At 33.7% G+C, this 17,348-nt stretch carries 17 protein-coding genes; 11 read left to right on the top strand and 6 right to left on the bottom strand.

Annotated elements, in window-relative coordinates; translation table 11 throughout:
- Nucleotides 1-5: 5 nt before the first annotated feature.
- Nucleotides 6-518: an RNA polymerase sigma factor gene (locus ABW637_RS02635; protein WP_367583077.1), complete on the bottom strand. Its 513-nt coding sequence runs from the start codon at nt 516-518 to the stop codon at nt 6-8.
- A gap of 75 nt (nt 519-593) precedes the next feature.
- On the opposite strand from ABW637_RS02635, the gene ABW637_RS02630 reads away from it, so the two are divergent.
- From ABW637_RS02630 to ABW637_RS02590, 9 genes are all read left to right on the top strand, one after another.
- On the top strand, nt 594-2,165 hold the full coding sequence (locus ABW637_RS02630; protein WP_367583076.1) for a 7TM domain-containing protein: 1,572 nt from the start codon (nt 594-596) through the stop codon (nt 2,163-2,165).
- A gap of 35 nt (nt 2,166-2,200) precedes the next feature.
- Complete coding sequence (locus ABW637_RS02625) at nt 2,201-3,082, top strand: sugar-transfer associated ATP-grasp domain-containing protein (RefSeq protein ID WP_367583075.1); 882 nt, start codon at nt 2,201-2,203, stop codon at nt 3,080-3,082.
- 16 nt (nt 3,083-3,098) lie between these two features.
- Nucleotides 3,099-4,238: a hypothetical protein gene (locus ABW637_RS02620; RefSeq protein WP_367583074.1), complete on the top strand. Its 1,140-nt coding sequence runs from the start codon at nt 3,099-3,101 to the stop codon at nt 4,236-4,238.
- Between the two features lie 258 nt (nt 4,239-4,496).
- Nucleotides 4,497-4,853, top strand: a complete 357-nt coding sequence (locus ABW637_RS02615) for a hypothetical protein (protein WP_367583073.1) — start codon at nt 4,497-4,499, stop codon at nt 4,851-4,853.
- Between the two features lie 50 nt (nt 4,854-4,903).
- On the top strand, nt 4,904-5,605 hold the full coding sequence (locus ABW637_RS02610) for a ceramidase domain-containing protein (RefSeq protein ID WP_367583072.1): 702 nt from the start codon (nt 4,904-4,906) through the stop codon (nt 5,603-5,605).
- A gap of 102 nt (nt 5,606-5,707) precedes the next feature.
- Nucleotides 5,708-7,240 (top strand): Kelch repeat-containing protein, encoded by a 1,533-nt coding sequence (locus ABW637_RS02605; RefSeq protein ID WP_367583071.1) that lies wholly within the window; start codon nt 5,708-5,710, stop codon nt 7,238-7,240.
- Between the two features lie 98 nt (nt 7,241-7,338).
- Nucleotides 7,339-8,358, top strand: a complete 1,020-nt coding sequence (locus ABW637_RS02600) for a phenylalanine--tRNA ligase subunit alpha (RefSeq protein WP_367583070.1) — start codon at nt 7,339-7,341, stop codon at nt 8,356-8,358.
- 59 nt (nt 8,359-8,417) lie between these two features.
- Nucleotides 8,418-8,813 carry a hypothetical protein gene (locus ABW637_RS02595; RefSeq protein ID WP_367583069.1) on the top strand — a complete coding sequence of 132 codons (396 nt, stop codon included), beginning with the start codon at nt 8,418-8,420 and terminating at the stop codon, nt 8,811-8,813.
- 243 nt (nt 8,814-9,056) lie between these two features.
- A complete protein-coding gene (locus tag ABW637_RS02590) occupies nt 9,057-9,539 on the top strand; it encodes a hypothetical protein (RefSeq protein WP_367583068.1) in 483 nt (160 codons plus the stop codon).
- Nucleotides 9,540-9,549: 10 nt separating this feature from the next.
- On the opposite strand, the gene ABW637_RS02585 is transcribed toward ABW637_RS02590, so the two are convergent.
- The 5 genes from ABW637_RS02585 to trpS form a co-directional block, all read right to left on the bottom strand.
- Nucleotides 9,550-9,972, bottom strand: coding sequence for a hypothetical protein (locus tag ABW637_RS02585; protein ID WP_367583067.1), 423 nt, complete (start codon nt 9,970-9,972; stop codon nt 9,550-9,552).
- Between the two features lie 192 nt (nt 9,973-10,164).
- Nucleotides 10,165-11,346: an IPT/TIG domain-containing protein gene (locus ABW637_RS02580; protein ID WP_367583066.1), complete on the bottom strand. Its 1,182-nt coding sequence runs from the start codon at nt 11,344-11,346 to the stop codon at nt 10,165-10,167.
- A gap of 321 nt (nt 11,347-11,667) precedes the next feature.
- On the bottom strand, nt 11,668-12,216 hold the full coding sequence (locus ABW637_RS02575; protein ID WP_367583065.1) for a hypothetical protein: 549 nt from the start codon (nt 12,214-12,216) through the stop codon (nt 11,668-11,670).
- Between the two features lie 730 nt (nt 12,217-12,946).
- Nucleotides 12,947-13,318, bottom strand: coding sequence for a hypothetical protein (locus ABW637_RS02570; protein WP_367583064.1), 372 nt, complete (start codon nt 13,316-13,318; stop codon nt 12,947-12,949).
- A 26-nt stretch (nt 13,319-13,344) separates the two neighbouring features.
- On the bottom strand, nt 13,345-14,313 hold the full coding sequence (gene trpS / locus ABW637_RS02565; RefSeq protein WP_367583063.1) for a tryptophan--tRNA ligase: 969 nt from the start codon (nt 14,311-14,313) through the stop codon (nt 13,345-13,347).
- A gap of 93 nt (nt 14,314-14,406) precedes the next feature.
- Here trpS and ABW637_RS02560 point away from each other — a divergent pair, with 93 nt between their 5' ends.
- Together ABW637_RS02560 and ABW637_RS02555 are read left to right on the top strand one after the other, a co-directional pair.
- Nucleotides 14,407-15,156: a lysophospholipid acyltransferase family protein gene (locus tag ABW637_RS02560; RefSeq protein WP_367583062.1), complete on the top strand. Its 750-nt coding sequence runs from the start codon at nt 14,407-14,409 to the stop codon at nt 15,154-15,156.
- A gap of 215 nt (nt 15,157-15,371) precedes the next feature.
- Nucleotides 15,372-17,342: a tetratricopeptide repeat-containing sensor histidine kinase gene (locus ABW637_RS02555; RefSeq protein WP_367583061.1), complete on the top strand. Its 1,971-nt coding sequence runs from the start codon at nt 15,372-15,374 to the stop codon at nt 17,340-17,342.
- Nucleotides 17,343-17,348: the final 6 nt, after the last annotated feature.

Genomic DNA, 17,348 nt, shown 5'->3' with positions numbered 1-17,348 from the left:
CTTGATTAAATATTTTTTATTAGTACTCTCATTTTTTTTAAGGCATTATGCATCCTTTTTTCGACTGCTTTTACCGAAATACCAAGCATTTCGGCAATTTCATTATATGTTTTTTTATCGATTCTGTTTAATAAAAAAACTTCTCGTTGTCCTTCAGGAAGTTCGGCAATTGCTTTTTGAAGTTTATCCATAAACTCTTTTTCCTCCATTACAAAATCTGGAGATTCAATATTTTTAGTACTACGCGGTATTTTTGAATATTCTAACCGAACTTTTTGTCGAGCAACCTGATTTAAGAACAAATTATTGGCTACAGTGCATAAAAAACCTTTAGCTTTTTCAAAAATTACTTTTTTACAATTATTCCACATTTTTATAAAAGCCTCCTGCATCACATCCTCTGCCTGTGCCTTATCTCCACACTTATAGTAGATAAGATTTCTAACCGCCTCTGCATGTGTTTCGAATAATTCGGTAAAAACAGGTTGTTCACAAACAGACTTAGAGGATTCCTCCATATATAAAATAATTTTTTTCGATGTAAGGTAGGGTGAATTAAATCTCACCTGTTATTAACCCAAAAATAACTGATTATGAATTCTCAAACAAATCTTAAAATCGCTTTGGTTTTAATTACAGTAATTGCTGTTGTTTCTATAGGATTTAAAATTAAACCTACCCTTAAGAATTATGACAATTTTAATCCTGAAAAGGTATATAAAGTAAATTACAATTACTTTTTTAAATCGAAAGATAAAAGTAGTACTGTAGTTAAAACTTTTATTCCTACTAGTAATTACAGACAGAGAATATCTAGCGAAAAAATCGAGAATGATAATACCTTGTTATTCGCAAAGAAAATGGCTAACAATAGAAATGTAAGAGGAGTATGGGGAACCGATAGCCGTAAAACATATCATACTGTAAATTACGAATTCATTTTTGAAGGTAAAGAAATCACATACACCATTCCCAAGCAGTTTAATTTGGTGTCAGATAAGTATGATAAATACCTTAAACCAACCAATAATATACAATCGGCTCATGCACAAATCAGTGAGCTAGCAACGCGATTGGGTCAAAACACTCAAAATGATAAAGAGGTTATCAAAAACATCTTTGATCATGTGGCTATGATTCCGTCTGCTCCGATTATTACATTAACCGATGCTTTAACCACGATAGAGCAAAATAGAGCTTCTTGTAATGGAAAAAGTAGATTATTTGTAGCGATTTGCAGAAATTTAGGCTATCCGGCAAGAATTAAAGGAGGAATTATCGTCGAAAACGCAAATAAAAGAACTTCTCATGTATGGGCAGAAGTACTTATCAATCAAACCTGGATTCCATTTGATGCATTAAATAATCACTATGCACATCTACCCGCAAATTACCTGGAAATTTATGAAGGAGATGAGTTCTTGATAACCCATTCTCCCGGAATTCAGTTTGATTATACGTATGAAATCAAAGAAGTAAATCATATTTCGTTTTTGAAAATGAATTCTAATGAAATTCATAAACTATCAAGCATCTCACTGTGGGGAGTAGTAGAAAGCGGAATTCTTTCAAAAAACTCACTAAACTTACTTTTATTACTTCCGTTAGGAGGATTATTAGTAGCGTTTTTAAGAAACGTGGTCGGAGTTAAAACATTTGGGGTTTTTCTACCTGTTTTGATCGCATTTTCATTGTTGCATACAGGCTTCGTTTCGGGGATGTTATTATTTGTGTCCTTAATTTTACTGGTCGGGTTGATATCCTATCCCTTTGATAAAATAGGATTGTTATACACACCCAAGTTGGTAATTTCGTTAACCGTAATGGTTGGCCTTATGATCCTAGCCACCATGATAGGAATAAAGTACAATATTACGTGGTTAACAACACTTACTTTTTTTCCTACCATTATTCTAACTATTGCTGCAGAGCGTTTTTCGCGAGCAACCGTAGAAGATGGCTATAAAATGGCTATTGATAAACTCTTGCAGACTTTACTGGCGACTGCTATCTGCTATACCCTGTTGTCTTGGTCTGCACTGCCCTCAATCCTTATCATTTTCCCAGAATGTATTCTTTTAATTATTACATCGGCAATGCTGTTAGGAAGATATATCGGGATACGATGGGTAGAGTTTTATCGTTTCAAACCACTTTTTAACTAGATAGTATTCATCAAAAACCTAAAGTTATGATCCCTATGTTTTCAAGAATATTGGTTAAGAAATCACAGCGTATCTCTAAAGTTATTGGCTTAAATGAGAGAAATATTAACCTTATTTACCCCAATAATGCAAAAAAGCATTATCCATTAGCAGATGATAAGGTACTTACCAAAGAGATTTTGCATCAATATCATATTCCATGTGCAGAAACTTATGCAGTGATCGAATATAACAGCGACATAAAAAAGGCTTGGGAGTCTTGCAAGAGGTATTCTGCAATGGCTATAAAACCTGCTAATGGTTGTGGCGGTGGGGGTATTAAAATTGTGAAAAAAGACCAACAAGGAAATTGGACGTCTAGCGGAAAAGTGATATCAGAACGTGAAATTTTTCAGCATATGGCTGCTACCATTATGGGCTTCTTTTCATTAGGCTCTCATGATAGAGTTTTGGTTGAAGAATGTATAGAACCACACCCGTTTTTTCATGAAATATATCCTCAGGGAGTACCAGATTTTAGAATCATCACTCTGGATAAGGTTCCTCTAATGGGAATGCTAAGAATGCCTACAGATAGATCAGATGGCAAAGCAAATCTTCATCAAAATGGAGTAGGGATCGGGGTAGATATGCAAAAAGGAACATTAACCCAGGTATATGATGGTAAAAACTATTATGACCATCACCCCGATAGCAAATTTGTAGTACAAGAAGTACCAATCCCATACTGGAAAGAAATCCTCGAAATATCTATTGCCACAGCCAAAGCTTTTCCACTCAATTACTTGGGAGTAGATATAGTAATTGATAAAAATAAAGGACCACAGATTATGGAGATTAATGTTCGGCCGGGATTAGGGATTCAATTAGTAAACAAACAAGGATTAAAAGAAACCATTGAAAACAAAATTAAATAAGAAGATACATACAGCTATGAATACAAGGAAAATAATAATTGGACTTACAACTTTGCTAATAAGCAGCTTAACATTTTCACAAAGTAAAACCTCATTTGATGTAGAAACACAAGGAGGATATGAATATAACTATTTTAAAAGCCCCAAAGAAATAAGAATGAATGATACCATACTCACCAAAGAAGATCTAATTGCAAGTAGTGTTTATCAGGATATTGATGTTAAATATAGATATCGTTATAAATGGGATAAGAAAAACAGAGTACGATTATTCTTAAACCCTTTTTCACGACTGTTTTATGAAAATTTTGATGATAGCTATTGGAGTTTAGATGCACGGGCAAATTATGATCATAAGTTTACTAAAAAGCTTAGTTTTTTAGCCGAAGCTCGGTTTAAACGTATGAATAGAGAAGGACTAGGTGGGGATCAGGACGTATTGATTAACCCTTTGGGATATACAAATTACGGGGCAACTGCCGGAATAGAGTTTGTGCCATTTACTAACAATGAAACAACGCTAGAAGGATTTTACAACTTTAAAGATTTTGATGCCTTTGGTGTAAGAGACTTACAATTTAATGAAACCGGAATCCAATTCTCTAGCGTGCAGTCTTTTGAAGTGAATACATTAGAACATAAGTTTGGAATCAATGGATATGCGAAAAAACGAAAGTATGACACTTTTAATGCTAGTGAAATCCTTACCGATGGAGAAAGAGATTGGGATTATATCAAAGGGAGTGTGTTTTATGAGCTACCATTTAGTGAAAACTTTAAAATCAAACCCAACTTTTTATATTATGCAAGGATTGATAACTCTACAGCAGGGCGATCTGGATTTAATCAGTTTGGCCCCGGTGTTAATATGATCTATAAAAGTAAAACTACAAAAGTGAGTTCATCGTTTTCCTTTATTAACAGAAAATATAAAGAGATCGAAGCAAGAAATACCGAAGAAAGAATAGGCGAAAAGCTTGCCTATGAATACGTTAACTTTCGATTAAATGCATCTCATACCATCAAAAATGGATTCTCACTAACGGCAACACTATACTCTAGAGTAAGAAGTACTAATTATACAGATATAGATGCCCGTTCGTTTAGAAATTATAGGAATCAATATGCCGGAATTGGCGTATTGTGGGAGTTTTAAGATTTCTCCCAAAATAGTGGTTATTTTTATTGGGTTAAGCGTTACTTTTGTAGCGCTTAACTTTTTATCGAAACCCGTCGATTCGAGTATTTCGGTTTTTATCGAGATGTATCGAGAAATAGGGTTTTGATATGCTAAAAAGCTATTCTCGACATAATTTTATATACTTTCACCTCGAGCGCAGTCGAGAGGTCATTGCAATAAAACACTCGAAGTGATGCTTTTGGCGTTATACATTATAATAGATTAAAAAACATTATGGCCAGAGATGAAAAATTAAAAGAGCGCTGGGCGATGCTTGTACATAAACTTTCTGCTCAATTTGCCGAGGGAGAAGACCTGGATCTTGATGGGATTATATATCTTATCGGGGTACAAGAGCTGGGGCAAATACACCGCAAGTTTAAAAAAGATGAAAAACTAGATTTGATGCATATTGCCATATGCAGACTTTTAGAGCCTTACGGATACTATGAGTTTGATTATTTTGATGATCAAGGATGGCCACATTATAAGGTTAAAGAAGAATTACCTAATCTAAAAGCAGGAGAACAGTCTGTTTTGATGAAAGAGGCAATTGTAAATTATTTTTTAGTGAGTCAGTATATAGAATAAATCCAGCTTAAATTTACCTCTTATTTCTTAACTTTAGTACAAAAAGAAATATGCTATTCAGTTTTGCCGAGGTGGCACAACTTCCTAATGATACTGGGCCTATTTATCGCGAAACTTTGATGAGTAGATTGCCGGTTGAACCTTTTAATACCTTTAGCAACCTTATTTTTTTAATTATCATTATTTACTTTTCGGTTAAGGTGTATAAAAATTTCCGTAGGCATGCTTTTTTAGGTTTTTGTTTACCTGTTTTGGCTATTGGTTTTGTGGGCGGAACCCTGTTTCATGGTACAAGAAGCCATCAGATATGGTTATTTATGGATTGGGTACCGATTATGATCTTGTGTATGGCGGCGGTTTTCTATTTCATTTTCAAATTATTTCACACATGGTGGAAAAGGCTTTTGGCACTGGTTCTTATCTTTGCCGTTTCTTTTACTATACGTTTACTACCTATGCCATCGATGATAAGGATTTCATTAGGATATGTCATTACAGCAATCACAGTGTTATCGCCAATTGTTTTATACTTAATAAAAACCAATGGTAAACATAAAGAACTAATTATCTCGGCAGTGTTAAGCTTTGTATTAGCAGTAAGCTTTAGAAGTTTAGATAAGGTTTTAGAAACAGATTTTTTATATATGGGCACCCATTGGTTATGGCACCTTTTTGGAGGTATTTCGGTTTTCTATTTGATGTTGTATTTGTATCGGGATAAATTAAATGCAAATAAGAGGGTAATATTTTGACACTATAAGACACTAATCAATAAACGTTAAAAAATTTTATGTATTGATAAAACAAGTATACTTTCGCGACTTTATTTATCAATCAAATTAAATCAACTTGTAATGAAGAAATTACTGTCTTATACCCTTATTATGCTAGTGCTGTTTGCATCATCATGTTCTGATGATAATGATGTAGGTATGGTAAACCCTGATTCAACAGATCAGATGACTCCTGATCCAACAGACCCAACAGACCCCGATCCGGCAGATCCAAACTCTGAGACAATAACAATCTTAACCAATAACTCACAGAAATCTTGGAGAATCGAAAAAGCAACGCTTGTTAATCCAACAAATTCTTCTTCGTTAGACATTTCGGAAGCATTAAATATCAAAGATGATGTGTTTGTTTTTTCTACTACAAAAGTTGATAATCCTGACTTGCAAGAAGTAAATGGATCTATATCTTGGAGGGGTAGAGAAGGAGTAAACTGGGAAGCCAATTCTAGTACCGAATTATATAAAGATTTTTATGAAAAAGAAATAGTAGTGGGTTTTCAGGTACAACAAGACAATACTGCTATTTTTAAGGCCTTTGAAGGTTTGTTTGATTTCACAATAACCAATGAAAATACAATCATAGGTAAAATTAAGGTTAGCGATACTGCTGAGTTGGAGATTATCTTAACACCACTTTTAGATACTGATTTACCGGTAATACCCGCTTCAATTAGTTTTACAGAATTGACTACGCTAGAGTTTGCTCCTATGGGAACAGGCGGGCTTTTAGGGCTTAAAGGATCTAATCAAACAAATTCCTTATATATTTCAAAAAGAGGCCCTAGAGATAGCAACCCTGATGGATGTCGTCCTAGTCTTGAAGAAGTGGCAGTTTATAATGTGGCATCCCAAGCGTTTGAGTCTAAATTATTTTGCCAGTATTCAAGTTTTACGACAAAAGAGATAGAGATAATTGATGGAAAATTGGTGATATTATCAAGTGATTCCAATAATGTATATAATTTAGATCTAAGTAGCGATCCCTTAGTAAACGAACATGACGAAAGACTTACTAGGTATGGATCTGCAAATTATGGGAATGATATCTTTGTTACCGGAAGTAGATTTGACCCTGAATCGACAAATAAACCTTTGGATCAATTATTTAAATTCGATACAGAATCGGGAGCGTTTAATGCATTTGCAACATTACCCAAAATTAAGTATTGGGCAGATTTAGAAATAGTAGATAATAAATTATATCTATTTGGTGGTCTGGATGACGCTTTCGAAACGTTAAATGGTACAGATGATCTATTAATTTATGATTTTAGTACCACTCAATGGCAAACTCTTAAAATGCCAAAAACATTAAACGATACTTTTACAGCAAGATATTATAACCTGATCTTTGTTGGAGGAAATACTGGCATAGATACCAATGGTGACGGAAACACAGACAAGAATGAATCTTTTCTTGGTGTTTTCAACACTAATGATAATACTTTAACAGAGATTAGTGTTGAAATTAATACTTCCGAAATTGAATCATTTAGACAATTAACGATACTGAATGATAAGTTATACGTAATAACCAGTTCGGCAAGTGTAAGTGGAAATATTTTTAAACTTCACGAAGCCGATTTAAATTAAATTACCATAAATAAAAAAGTTAAAAACGCTTTCTGAAGAGAAGGCGTTTTTTTATGATTTTATTTCGCTAAATTTGCCGTTCTATTAAGAAAATAGTGATGATTGATAAGATTAAAGAGTACATAGGTGAAGTAGATGCTTTTAAAGCCAAAACCAAAGAAGATGTTGAAGCATTTAGAATTAAATTTTCTGGTAAAAAAGGATTGATTAATGAGTTTTTTGCAGAATTCAGAAATGTAGCTAATGACCAGAAAAAAGAATTCGGACAAGCCATTAATACACTAAAAGTTGCGGCAGAAGAAAAGGTGAAATCTTTAAAAGAAGAGCTTGAATCTAATGAAGAAGAAAAAGGAGCTTACGGGGATCTTACGCGCCCTGCAGAACCTATAGAACTGGGATCTCGTCATCCAATTTCTCTGGTTAAAAATCAGATCATTGATATTTTCTCTCGCATTGGGTTTAATGTTAGTGAAGGCCCAGAAATAGAAGATGACTGGCATAACTTTACGGCTCTTAATTTACCAGAATACCATCCTGCTCGTGATATGCAGGACACTTTCTTTGTACAAACAGATCCAGATATATTATTGCGTACTCATACCTCATCGGTACAGGTGCGATATATGGAAAATAACCAACCGCCGATTAGAACCATTTCACCGGGTAGAGTATATCGAAACGAAGCAATTTCGGCTAGATCACATTGCTTTTTCCACCAGGTAGAAGGTTTATATATTGATAAAGATGTATCGTTTGCAGATCTAAAACAAACATTGCAATATTTTACTACCGAAATGTTTGGTAAATCTAAGATCAGATTACGTCCGTCGTATTTTCCATTTACCGAACCCAGTGCAGAAGTAGATGTGTATTGGGGATTAGAGACCGAAACCGATTATAAAATGACCAAGGGAACAGGTTGGTTAGAAATCATGGGATGTGGAATGGTTGATCCAAACGTACTTAAGAACTGTAATATTGATCCAGAAGAGTATAGTGGTTTTGCGTTCGGAATGGGAATAGACCGTATCGCTTTATTATTATATGGTATATCAGATATTCGTATGCTTAGTGAGAACGATGTGCGTTTCCTTGAACAGTTTAAATCTGCATTATAATTAAACATATATTTTGAATCTTCGCCATGATTTGTGGGCAAAGGTTGAAATTAGATTTCATGAAAAAAGATATAGAAATACCAGTAGTGGCAAATGTATGCATTGCAGTGGTCAAAGAATGGGATGAAGATTTTTTGGCCCAAAACTGGAATTCCTATATCATCAATGATCGAGATACTGCGATCGAAATGGTTTTGGTAGTAACCAAAGGATATGATCAAGACCGAAAAACTTCATTATTACGTCATGGCATCGGTACTATAGAACCTAAATCTTATGCCAAAATCGAAATGCTTCAGGAGGCGTTATTGGATATGAATAATGAATTTGCGGTTACTTTCTTTGCCGATAGTAAATTGTATGAGAAGAAATACATTTTCAGAAAACATACAATTAATGAAAATGCATTTCAGGATCTACCCGTAATGACCCAACGAGGCGTTTTGGTGAAATAAACTTTTCTTTTTTTCTTCTTTTAAAAAATTGACATAAGGTATTATCTCCTTGAACATGGGATTTTTTAGACATTCTTGTTAAATCGCTATACCCAAAAATGGCATAGAATTATAAATGTGGTAAAACAGTAATGGGTCGATTAAATACTGTTTTAATATGTTGAAATACACAATTTAACACTAAATATTTGTTAAATACATGTGTTTTTCTGAATTTTGCTCCTGTAATTGGAAATACATTGTATGGATAAATTTTTACTCGGTTATACAGAACGGTTAACTGTGCTAATTCTATTGTTATTTTTATGTTCTTGTGCAAATAATGTATCTAACACTTTAGAAACTACTTTTACAGGGAAATGGCAATTGAAAAAAGAGTACAGTAGTGAAGGAGTTGATGCCTCATTAAAAGAGTTTCCGCTTTCTGCTTGTGATAAGAATACCATTTTAGAAATTATGTCTAATGGTAAGTTTATAGAAAAAAGCTATTATGAAGACACTGGTACCGGAGGCGAATGTATTAAGGATAACCAGGATATTCATGGAAAATGGAAAAGGGGGAGAGGCAACTATTTTCGGTTTGTTTACGATGAAGAGGATAATTTTTTATTTAAAAAATCAAAGATTACTATTGAAAATGGTGACCTAATTGTCGCTTTGGTACAAAATGATCCAGATTTCGAATCAGAAACCATGGTTAAATTTATATACTCTAAAGTATATTAAAATAGCCAATTTAATTCTTGGGTTGTACATAATAATCAATAGAATCTAATACGTGGTTGCTATCAATTATATCAAGTATAGCCACTATAAATTTACCAAAACCCGATAGCGTATTTTGCACTTTGTTCTTACCTAGTACACTGGATATAGTCTCATCTCTATTGCCAAATTTATACCCTCCTTTTTTTAACCATAGCATATTTAATAGATGCTGCATGATTACATTACCCAATTGATCAATAGAGACTGCAATTTCTAGAAAAAAGCCGCCTACACCTTTAAAAAAGTGTTTAAATAGTGAATGTACTAATCCATAGATAAAACCAAAAGGTGTGGTTGTTATAAAAAGTACTATAGAAACAAGGAAGAGTAAAAATCCTGTAAAAAGATTTGCCTTTCTTTGGGTTGACTGATCATCATTTTGTGGATTCATTTGTTTAGATTTTATTGGTGCTGTATTGCCAAAGAATATCTGATCAGGTTAAAAAAACAATATGATATTGGGGATAAGATGGTTACGAAGGTGTAGTCAAGATAAGAATTCTTTTTAAGAATTGCTACTGTTGTTATTAAATCAAAAAAGCCTGCACATGTGTGCAGGCCTTGTATAATAGTTTCTTATGACTTATTGTTTAATCACGATATCATCAAAATCTTTACCAACAGTAAGAAAAGATGTAGGTATAGTCACATTGGTGGTAACTCCAGTTTCTAAATTCATACGTGCAATATATGGTTCTCCAAAATTATCCTCAAACCCAATATACTCGTTATTTTGCGTGTGGATTACGGCTCCGAGTGAGTTACGACCATAATCAATATTTTCTCCGATATAAGTAAGATCACCCGTAACGATATCGATTTTTGCCAGTTTTTTTGCAGAGTCATGAAAGATGTATACATCATCGTTTTCATCAACAGTTATATCACTAAAATCAATACCAGCAGTAAGAAAAGAAGTAGGTATCGTTACATTAGTAACCGTACCGGTTTCTAGATTAACACGAACTAAGTAGGGTTGGGTAAAATCATTTTCGAACCCAATATATTCATTATTTTGTTTATGAATTACTGCTCCTCGTGTATTGGCTCCATAATCAATATTTTCTCCGATATAAGTAAGATCACCAGTAACGATATCAATTTTGGCTAGCTTCTTTACAGAGGAATGGAAGATATATATGTTATCGTTTTCATCGATAACCAGATCACGAAAATCTTTACCCACAGTAAGAAAAGACGTTGGGATATTTACATTGGTTGCAGTACCCGTTTCTAAATTAATACGAACTATGTATGGCTGAGTAAAATCATTTTCGAATCCAATATATTCATTGTTTTGTTTATGAATTACTGCTCCTCGTGTATTGATCCCATAATCAATATTTTCTCCAATATAAGTTAGGTTGGCTGTAGCAATATCAATTTTAGCAAGTTTCTTTGCAGAAGAGTGGAAAACGAAAATATCAGTAGTGGTAATCTCTATCGACCCCACTACGGTAGTTTGACCGTTTGCTGTAAGTGTAATATCTCCCGATGTCGCTTCTTCTGGCACTTGTGCTTTTAAAAAGGTAGGTGCTACTTCGGTCACTGTGCCCTGTACTTCATTAAACTTAACCACGTAGGTGGTATTGGTATCAAAGTTTTTACCAGTAATGGTGATAATATCGCCAGCAGTTGCAATGGTAGCAGAAACACTCTCTATTGTAGGTAATTGTGTTATGGTTTCTATACTTGGTGCACTATCATCACTAGAGCAACTAAAAAGTAAAACACTTAATAAGGTAATAAGGTAATTTTTTTTCATAAGATGGGGTTATATATATAGGTTATAAGCATTGTTTTATATAGTGATGTAGCATTAATACTACATAACAAATATTAAAAATGGTATTGAGATACTATTGAAGTGAGTACGATTTGGGGCGCATTCACGAAGTATGGGCGCGAATATAGGAATTCTTAATGAAATGTGAAAATAATCATAAAGTACCCTGTTGATTTTTAATTATTTATGGAGAATCAGAGCAAATTAAAAAGCCTGCACAAAACGCGCAGGCTCGGCTAATCTAATTAGTAATATACTACTACTTAGTATGCGTCAAGTAAAAACGCATATTTCTTCAGTCTAATTTTTGCTTAGCGTGTTACTTAATGCCTTTTGTTCCAATCGCTTATAACTCTCTTTACTACCCGAAGCATTAACCTCTTCTCCCGGGATGTAGATAGGTTCAATAATTTTGTATGAAATGCCTACCGGAAACGAGTAATCAATAGATATAACAGCATATTGATTGTTAGTAAGGTTACTGGTTTTGTTAATATCCTCATTTTCTGAAAAAGCGCCCGTTAAAATATCATAATCATATATCTCTATCGCTTCATCGACTTTTAGCAAACTCAACTCTTTGCTGTTACTGGGAGCCAGCTTAACGTAAAGATGCGTAGCTTCAATAGTAATGCCAGTAGCATCAAAAGTACCTTGGGTTATCAAATCGGCAAGCGCATCTTCCATGTTGTCTATACTGTATGGGTTTTTATTGGCTTTCGCGAGAGCAGCATTAGTTTCTTCAGTATTTGGTGGTGTTGGATTTTGGTTACCATAATCATCATCTTCGCAGCTCAAAGAGATTAAAGCAAGTAAGATTAGGATAAACCATAGTTTTGTGTGTTTCATAATCAATAGGTTTTTAGTATTAATTGTTTCAGTATTGTTAGAAATTTATAGTGTAGGATGTTTTTTTCCATCGTACGATTGATGATGTGTTGTTCTTGAAATAATTTCATAGTACTCCGTTTTGATGAAGCTAATTACAGATAAACATGTTTTATATTCAATTTAAAATGTATAAGAAGGAAAAAATAGGGTTAAAGGGGAAAAAATAGAACTGAGTTCATCGTGGTTTTGTGTTTTTATAATAAACCTGAAGTAAACTAAATGAGTAAGTAAGATGTTGATTAGAGTCTAGAACTATAAAAAGTGAAGCCTGTGTAGAAATACACAGGCTTCTTTTGTCTCTAACAGTTGCTTATTACACAATGTCAAAAATGAGAGGGCTCATTTGCAAATTGCAAGAGACAGTGCCACTTCCTACCCCAGAAGGAAGTCTTTTTAAGCTTAGAATTCGTTCCTGCCTCGGGGGGGACATTTTTCTAAGCTTAGAATTTGTTCTTACCCGGGGCAGCAAGCTTTTCTATGCTTGTTATTTATGTAATATGAGTATCATGTTAGACGCTTCTAGCTTGCAAACTATAACAAAATTTAATGCAAATGTTACGGAAACCCGTATCGGGGGTATGCAAATTTTTTCGTATGGGAGAGGGTGAGCAGGTCTTTTTGTAGTGAGTTTTTGAATGTTTGGGGCTGAAAAACCTTTCATTTTCAAAAAATAAATATTGATTCTACCTTATCTTTTATCAAAATATATTTTTCGAATAAGGAATATATAAATGACTATAGGGATGAACAGGCAGATTATTACGGAAGATGTCTTATAAGAACTACCTATGGTATTAAAAAGATTTAAGAAATCAACAGAAGCATTAAACAACCAGTTCGAAAAAATCTTAAAACTGGGAACCAGTAAAAGTGAAATGAGGATAAATGAAGCAAATCCTGTTTTAAAATAGTGTTTGTTTGTAATTTTATCTAATAAAAACATCCATGTAAAAGGAATGAAGAAAAACCAAATGACGATATTGATTTCTTCATAAGATAATCCGGTTAGCTTTTCAAGGAACTTCAAAATATCATATACAATTTTAAATAGATAATCCATAAAAAGGAATTTTACCTCAAACCTTATTAATATCCCATTTTGTCGCGTACCCTGTCTAATACTTTGTCAGCAACCGTAGCAGCTTTTTTGGCTCCGATAGCCAGGGCTTCATCAATCTCGTTGAGGTTATCCATGAAATAGCTATATCGCTCACGCTCTTTCGAGAATTTATCGATAAGCAATTCAAATAAAGCCTGCTTAGCATGCCCATAACCATAGTTGCCGCCTTGGTAATTGTTGCGCATTTGATCTTGCTCTTCTGGTGTGGCAATCAGGGTATATAAGGCAAATACATTGCAAGTATCTGGGTCTTTAGGTTCTTCTAATGGTTTGCTATCGGTTTCGATAGACATGATTTGTTTGCGTAGTTTTTTGTCAGGCAAAAACAGATTGATGATATTACCTTTAGATTTACTCATTTTAGTACCATCGGTCCCTGGGACATACATGGTTTCTTTTTGTACCTGTGCCTCTGGTAGTACAAAAAGTTCTCCCACTTGTGCATGTATTCGTGATGCTACATCACGAGTCATTTCTAGATGTTGTAATTGATCTTTACCTACAGGAACGATTTCTGCATCGTATAATAAAATGTCTGCGGCCATTAGCATGGGGTAGGTAAATATCCCGGCATTTACATCCTCAAGGCGATCAGCTTTATCTTTAAATGAATGTGCAAGTGTTAATCGCTGATACGGAAAAAAACAAGTTAAATACCATGATAACTCTGTTACTTGGGGGACATTACTTTGTCGATAAAAAACTGTTTTCTCTATATCTAGCCCAAAAGCTAACCAGGCAGCCGCAGTAGAGTAGGTATTTTCTCGTAATGTTTTGGCATCCTTGATCTGCGTAAGCGAATGCATATCGGCAATAAATAAAAATGATTCGTTTTTGGGCTGATTAGCCATTTCGATTGCCGGGATGATTGCTCCAAGTACGTTTCCTAAATGCGGAGTTCCTGTACTTTGCACTCCTGTTAGAATTCTGGACATAGTAATTTTTGTAGTTTCCCGCAAAGGTAAATTTTTTTATCAACTCCTCTAGACTTTTTTATATAGCTCAATCCAATTGTGTATTTTTGAGTCATGTCTATTTTGAAAAAAATATTGACCCTACTTTGGCGCATATGGTTTTATGTACTTATGGGGGTCCCCATCATTATTATGTTTCCTGTTTTATTGGTACTAACCTCTAGAGAAAAATGGTATCCACAGTTTTTTGTTGTAGCAAGATTCTGGGCAAGAATTGTATTATATGGTATGGGTTTTATGCCCAGAGTAAGTAAAGAAGCCCAACCCGATCTTAATAAGAGTTATATGGTTGTTGCCAATCATACCTCGATGACCGATATTATGTTTATGTTACATTGTGTGAAACACCCCTTTGTTTTTGTTGGAAAGAAGGAGTTGGCCAAAATCCCCATTTTTGGGTTTTTCTATAAACGCACATGTATACTAGTTGATCGTAATAGTCAAAGAAGCCGAAAAGAAGTTTTTGATCGTGCTCATGCTAGGTTGCATGATGGTACAAGTATCTGTATTTTTCCCGAAGGAGGTGTTCCTGATGATCAATCCTTATTATTAGATCAATTTAAAGATGGTGCTTTTAGACTTGCAATAGATCATCAAATCCCAATACTGCCATTAACCTTTTTTGATAATAAAAAACGATTTTCGTATGAGTTTTTTAGTGGTAGCCCAGGAAGAATGAGGGCTTTTATCCATAAAGAGATTCCTACCAAAGGATTGGTACAGGAAAATAAAAAAGATCTAAAAGAGAAAACACGACAGGTTATTTTACAAGCCCTTGAAAACAATTATAATAAAGAGACATAATCAAACCGGTATATAGTTGAATTCTATTAATATATCATTTATGAGTACATATATTATACAATCAGAAATCAATTTACGCACCGTTTTTACTTCAAAACCATAAAAATAATAGTATTATAGTAAGAATTAGACTACTAAATAGTCTTTTTTAAATAAGATTTTGGTATTTTGCGGAAATAAATTGCATTTAATCTATTGCCCCGAAAATAGAATTTATGAAAAAAAATTATTTTCTCTTATTATTCCTGGTGAGCTCATTTTGTTTTCCGCAGCAAAAATCATTGGATAGTATTATCCCAAAAATTAGAACTTCAAAGGATACCATAGCTTTTGATAGTGCAATGGAATACCTTAAAAAAATATGGGTGCAGGAAGAGTATGAAGTTGCATTAACTTATGAAGATAAATTAGCAATCCTTTCTAAGTACATCAATTATGATAAAGGAACAGGACATGTATACAATCAAATAGGAAATATTTATAATCTAACCAATAAATATATCAAGGCCTTTTATAATTATGATAAGGCAGCTATTTACTACAAAATTGCGAAACATTCAAGAGGTTTGGCAATAATCAATAATAATAAATCGACTATAGAACAAAAACGGGGTAATTTTGAAAATGCGATTAATTACCTCTTAGAAGCCAATCTATACTTTGCTAGAATAAATGATAGTATTGTTTTGTCTAGTACCTACAATAATATTGGTAACGTATATTCTTCTCTTGATAATACAAAGTTGGCAGAAGAATATTATCTCAAGTCTATAGAGCTTAAGAGAAAAAACAAATCAAAAAAATTGGGCGGTTCACTTAACAATCTTGCCCTTTTATATATTGATCTTAAAAAATTAGATAGCGCCAAAGTTTTACTTAAAGAATCATTATCCATTAATATAAAGAATAAAAATACGACAAGTGTAGCGCTAACATATAATAGACTTGGTTCTATAGCTTTGATAAATAAGAATTATGAAAAATCCAGAAAATATTATGATTCTTCTGCTGCTGTGGCATTAAAAGCGGGTAATAAAAGGATACTTGCTAATGCAAGACAACAATTAGGACTTATTGCCATTAGGACGAATAAATTTAATGAAGCTCAAAACTTTTTAACTGATGCACGTAAAGAGCTTAAAAAACTAAAATTGAATCCTCTTCTTCTTACAAATTATAAATATGCAGCGGCATTAGATTCGGCAAAAGGAAATTTTGCGGGTGCGTTTGAGTGGCAAAAAAAGCATCAACAGCTATCAGACGAGAGCATATCAGACGAAACTACTCTAAAAATAGAATTGGCCGAGGCTCGTTTCAAATCTGAAATGGAACAACTCAAACTTATCGATGAACAAGAAAAAAGAGAGCGGCAGAGCAAAGACGAATTATTTAGATATCGAATATTCACATATGTTAGTATAGGTATAACATTAATTATATTAATATTCTTTGCATTCATTATCAAATCGAGAAAAGAACGAAAAAGATATGTTGATCAATTAAACGAATCCAATCAAGTCAAAAACAAGCTGTTTTCGATTATTTCTCATGATCTAAAAAATGAAATTCATGGTCTTGATGGGAGCTTGAACTTATTAAAAGATGATGCAATTTCGACAGAAGAGTTCAAAGAGATTGTTCCGCTACTGGCAAACAGAACACACCAAACGTCGATTTTATTAAATAATTTATTGAATTGGTCAAAATCGCAAATGAAAGAACTGAATGCTAAGCCTACTACTTTTGATATTAATGAAGTTATTTCTAGTAAGTTCACCTTTTTTAAACCGAAGGCAGAAATAAAAAATATTCAACTTACCAATGCATTAGATCCAACACTAATTTTTGCTGATAAAGATATGGTCGCCATTGTGGCCCAAAACCTGATTGCTAATGCTATAAAATTTTGTGATTCGGGAGATTCTATAACGCTATTGTCTACAGAGAAAGAAAAGCATTATGAGATTTGTTTCAAAGACACTGGAGTAGGTATTGCTAAAGAAAACCTCGATAAACTTTTTGCAGAAGATACATTTACAACAACTGGAACTCAGCAAGAAACAGGAACAGGATTGGGACTAAAAATATGTAAGGAACTCATAGAGCTTAATAATGGTCGTATTACAGTAAAAAGTGTATTAGGAGAGGGGAGTACTTTCTGTGTTACACTGCCTAAAGCGTCATAAATTTCT

Origin of the sequence: Aquimarina penaris (assembly GCF_040786285.1) — a bacterium.
GTDB lineage: Bacteria > Bacteroidota > Bacteroidia > Flavobacteriales > Flavobacteriaceae > Aquimarina.
This window is presented reverse-complemented; position numbering and strand designations above follow the sequence as displayed.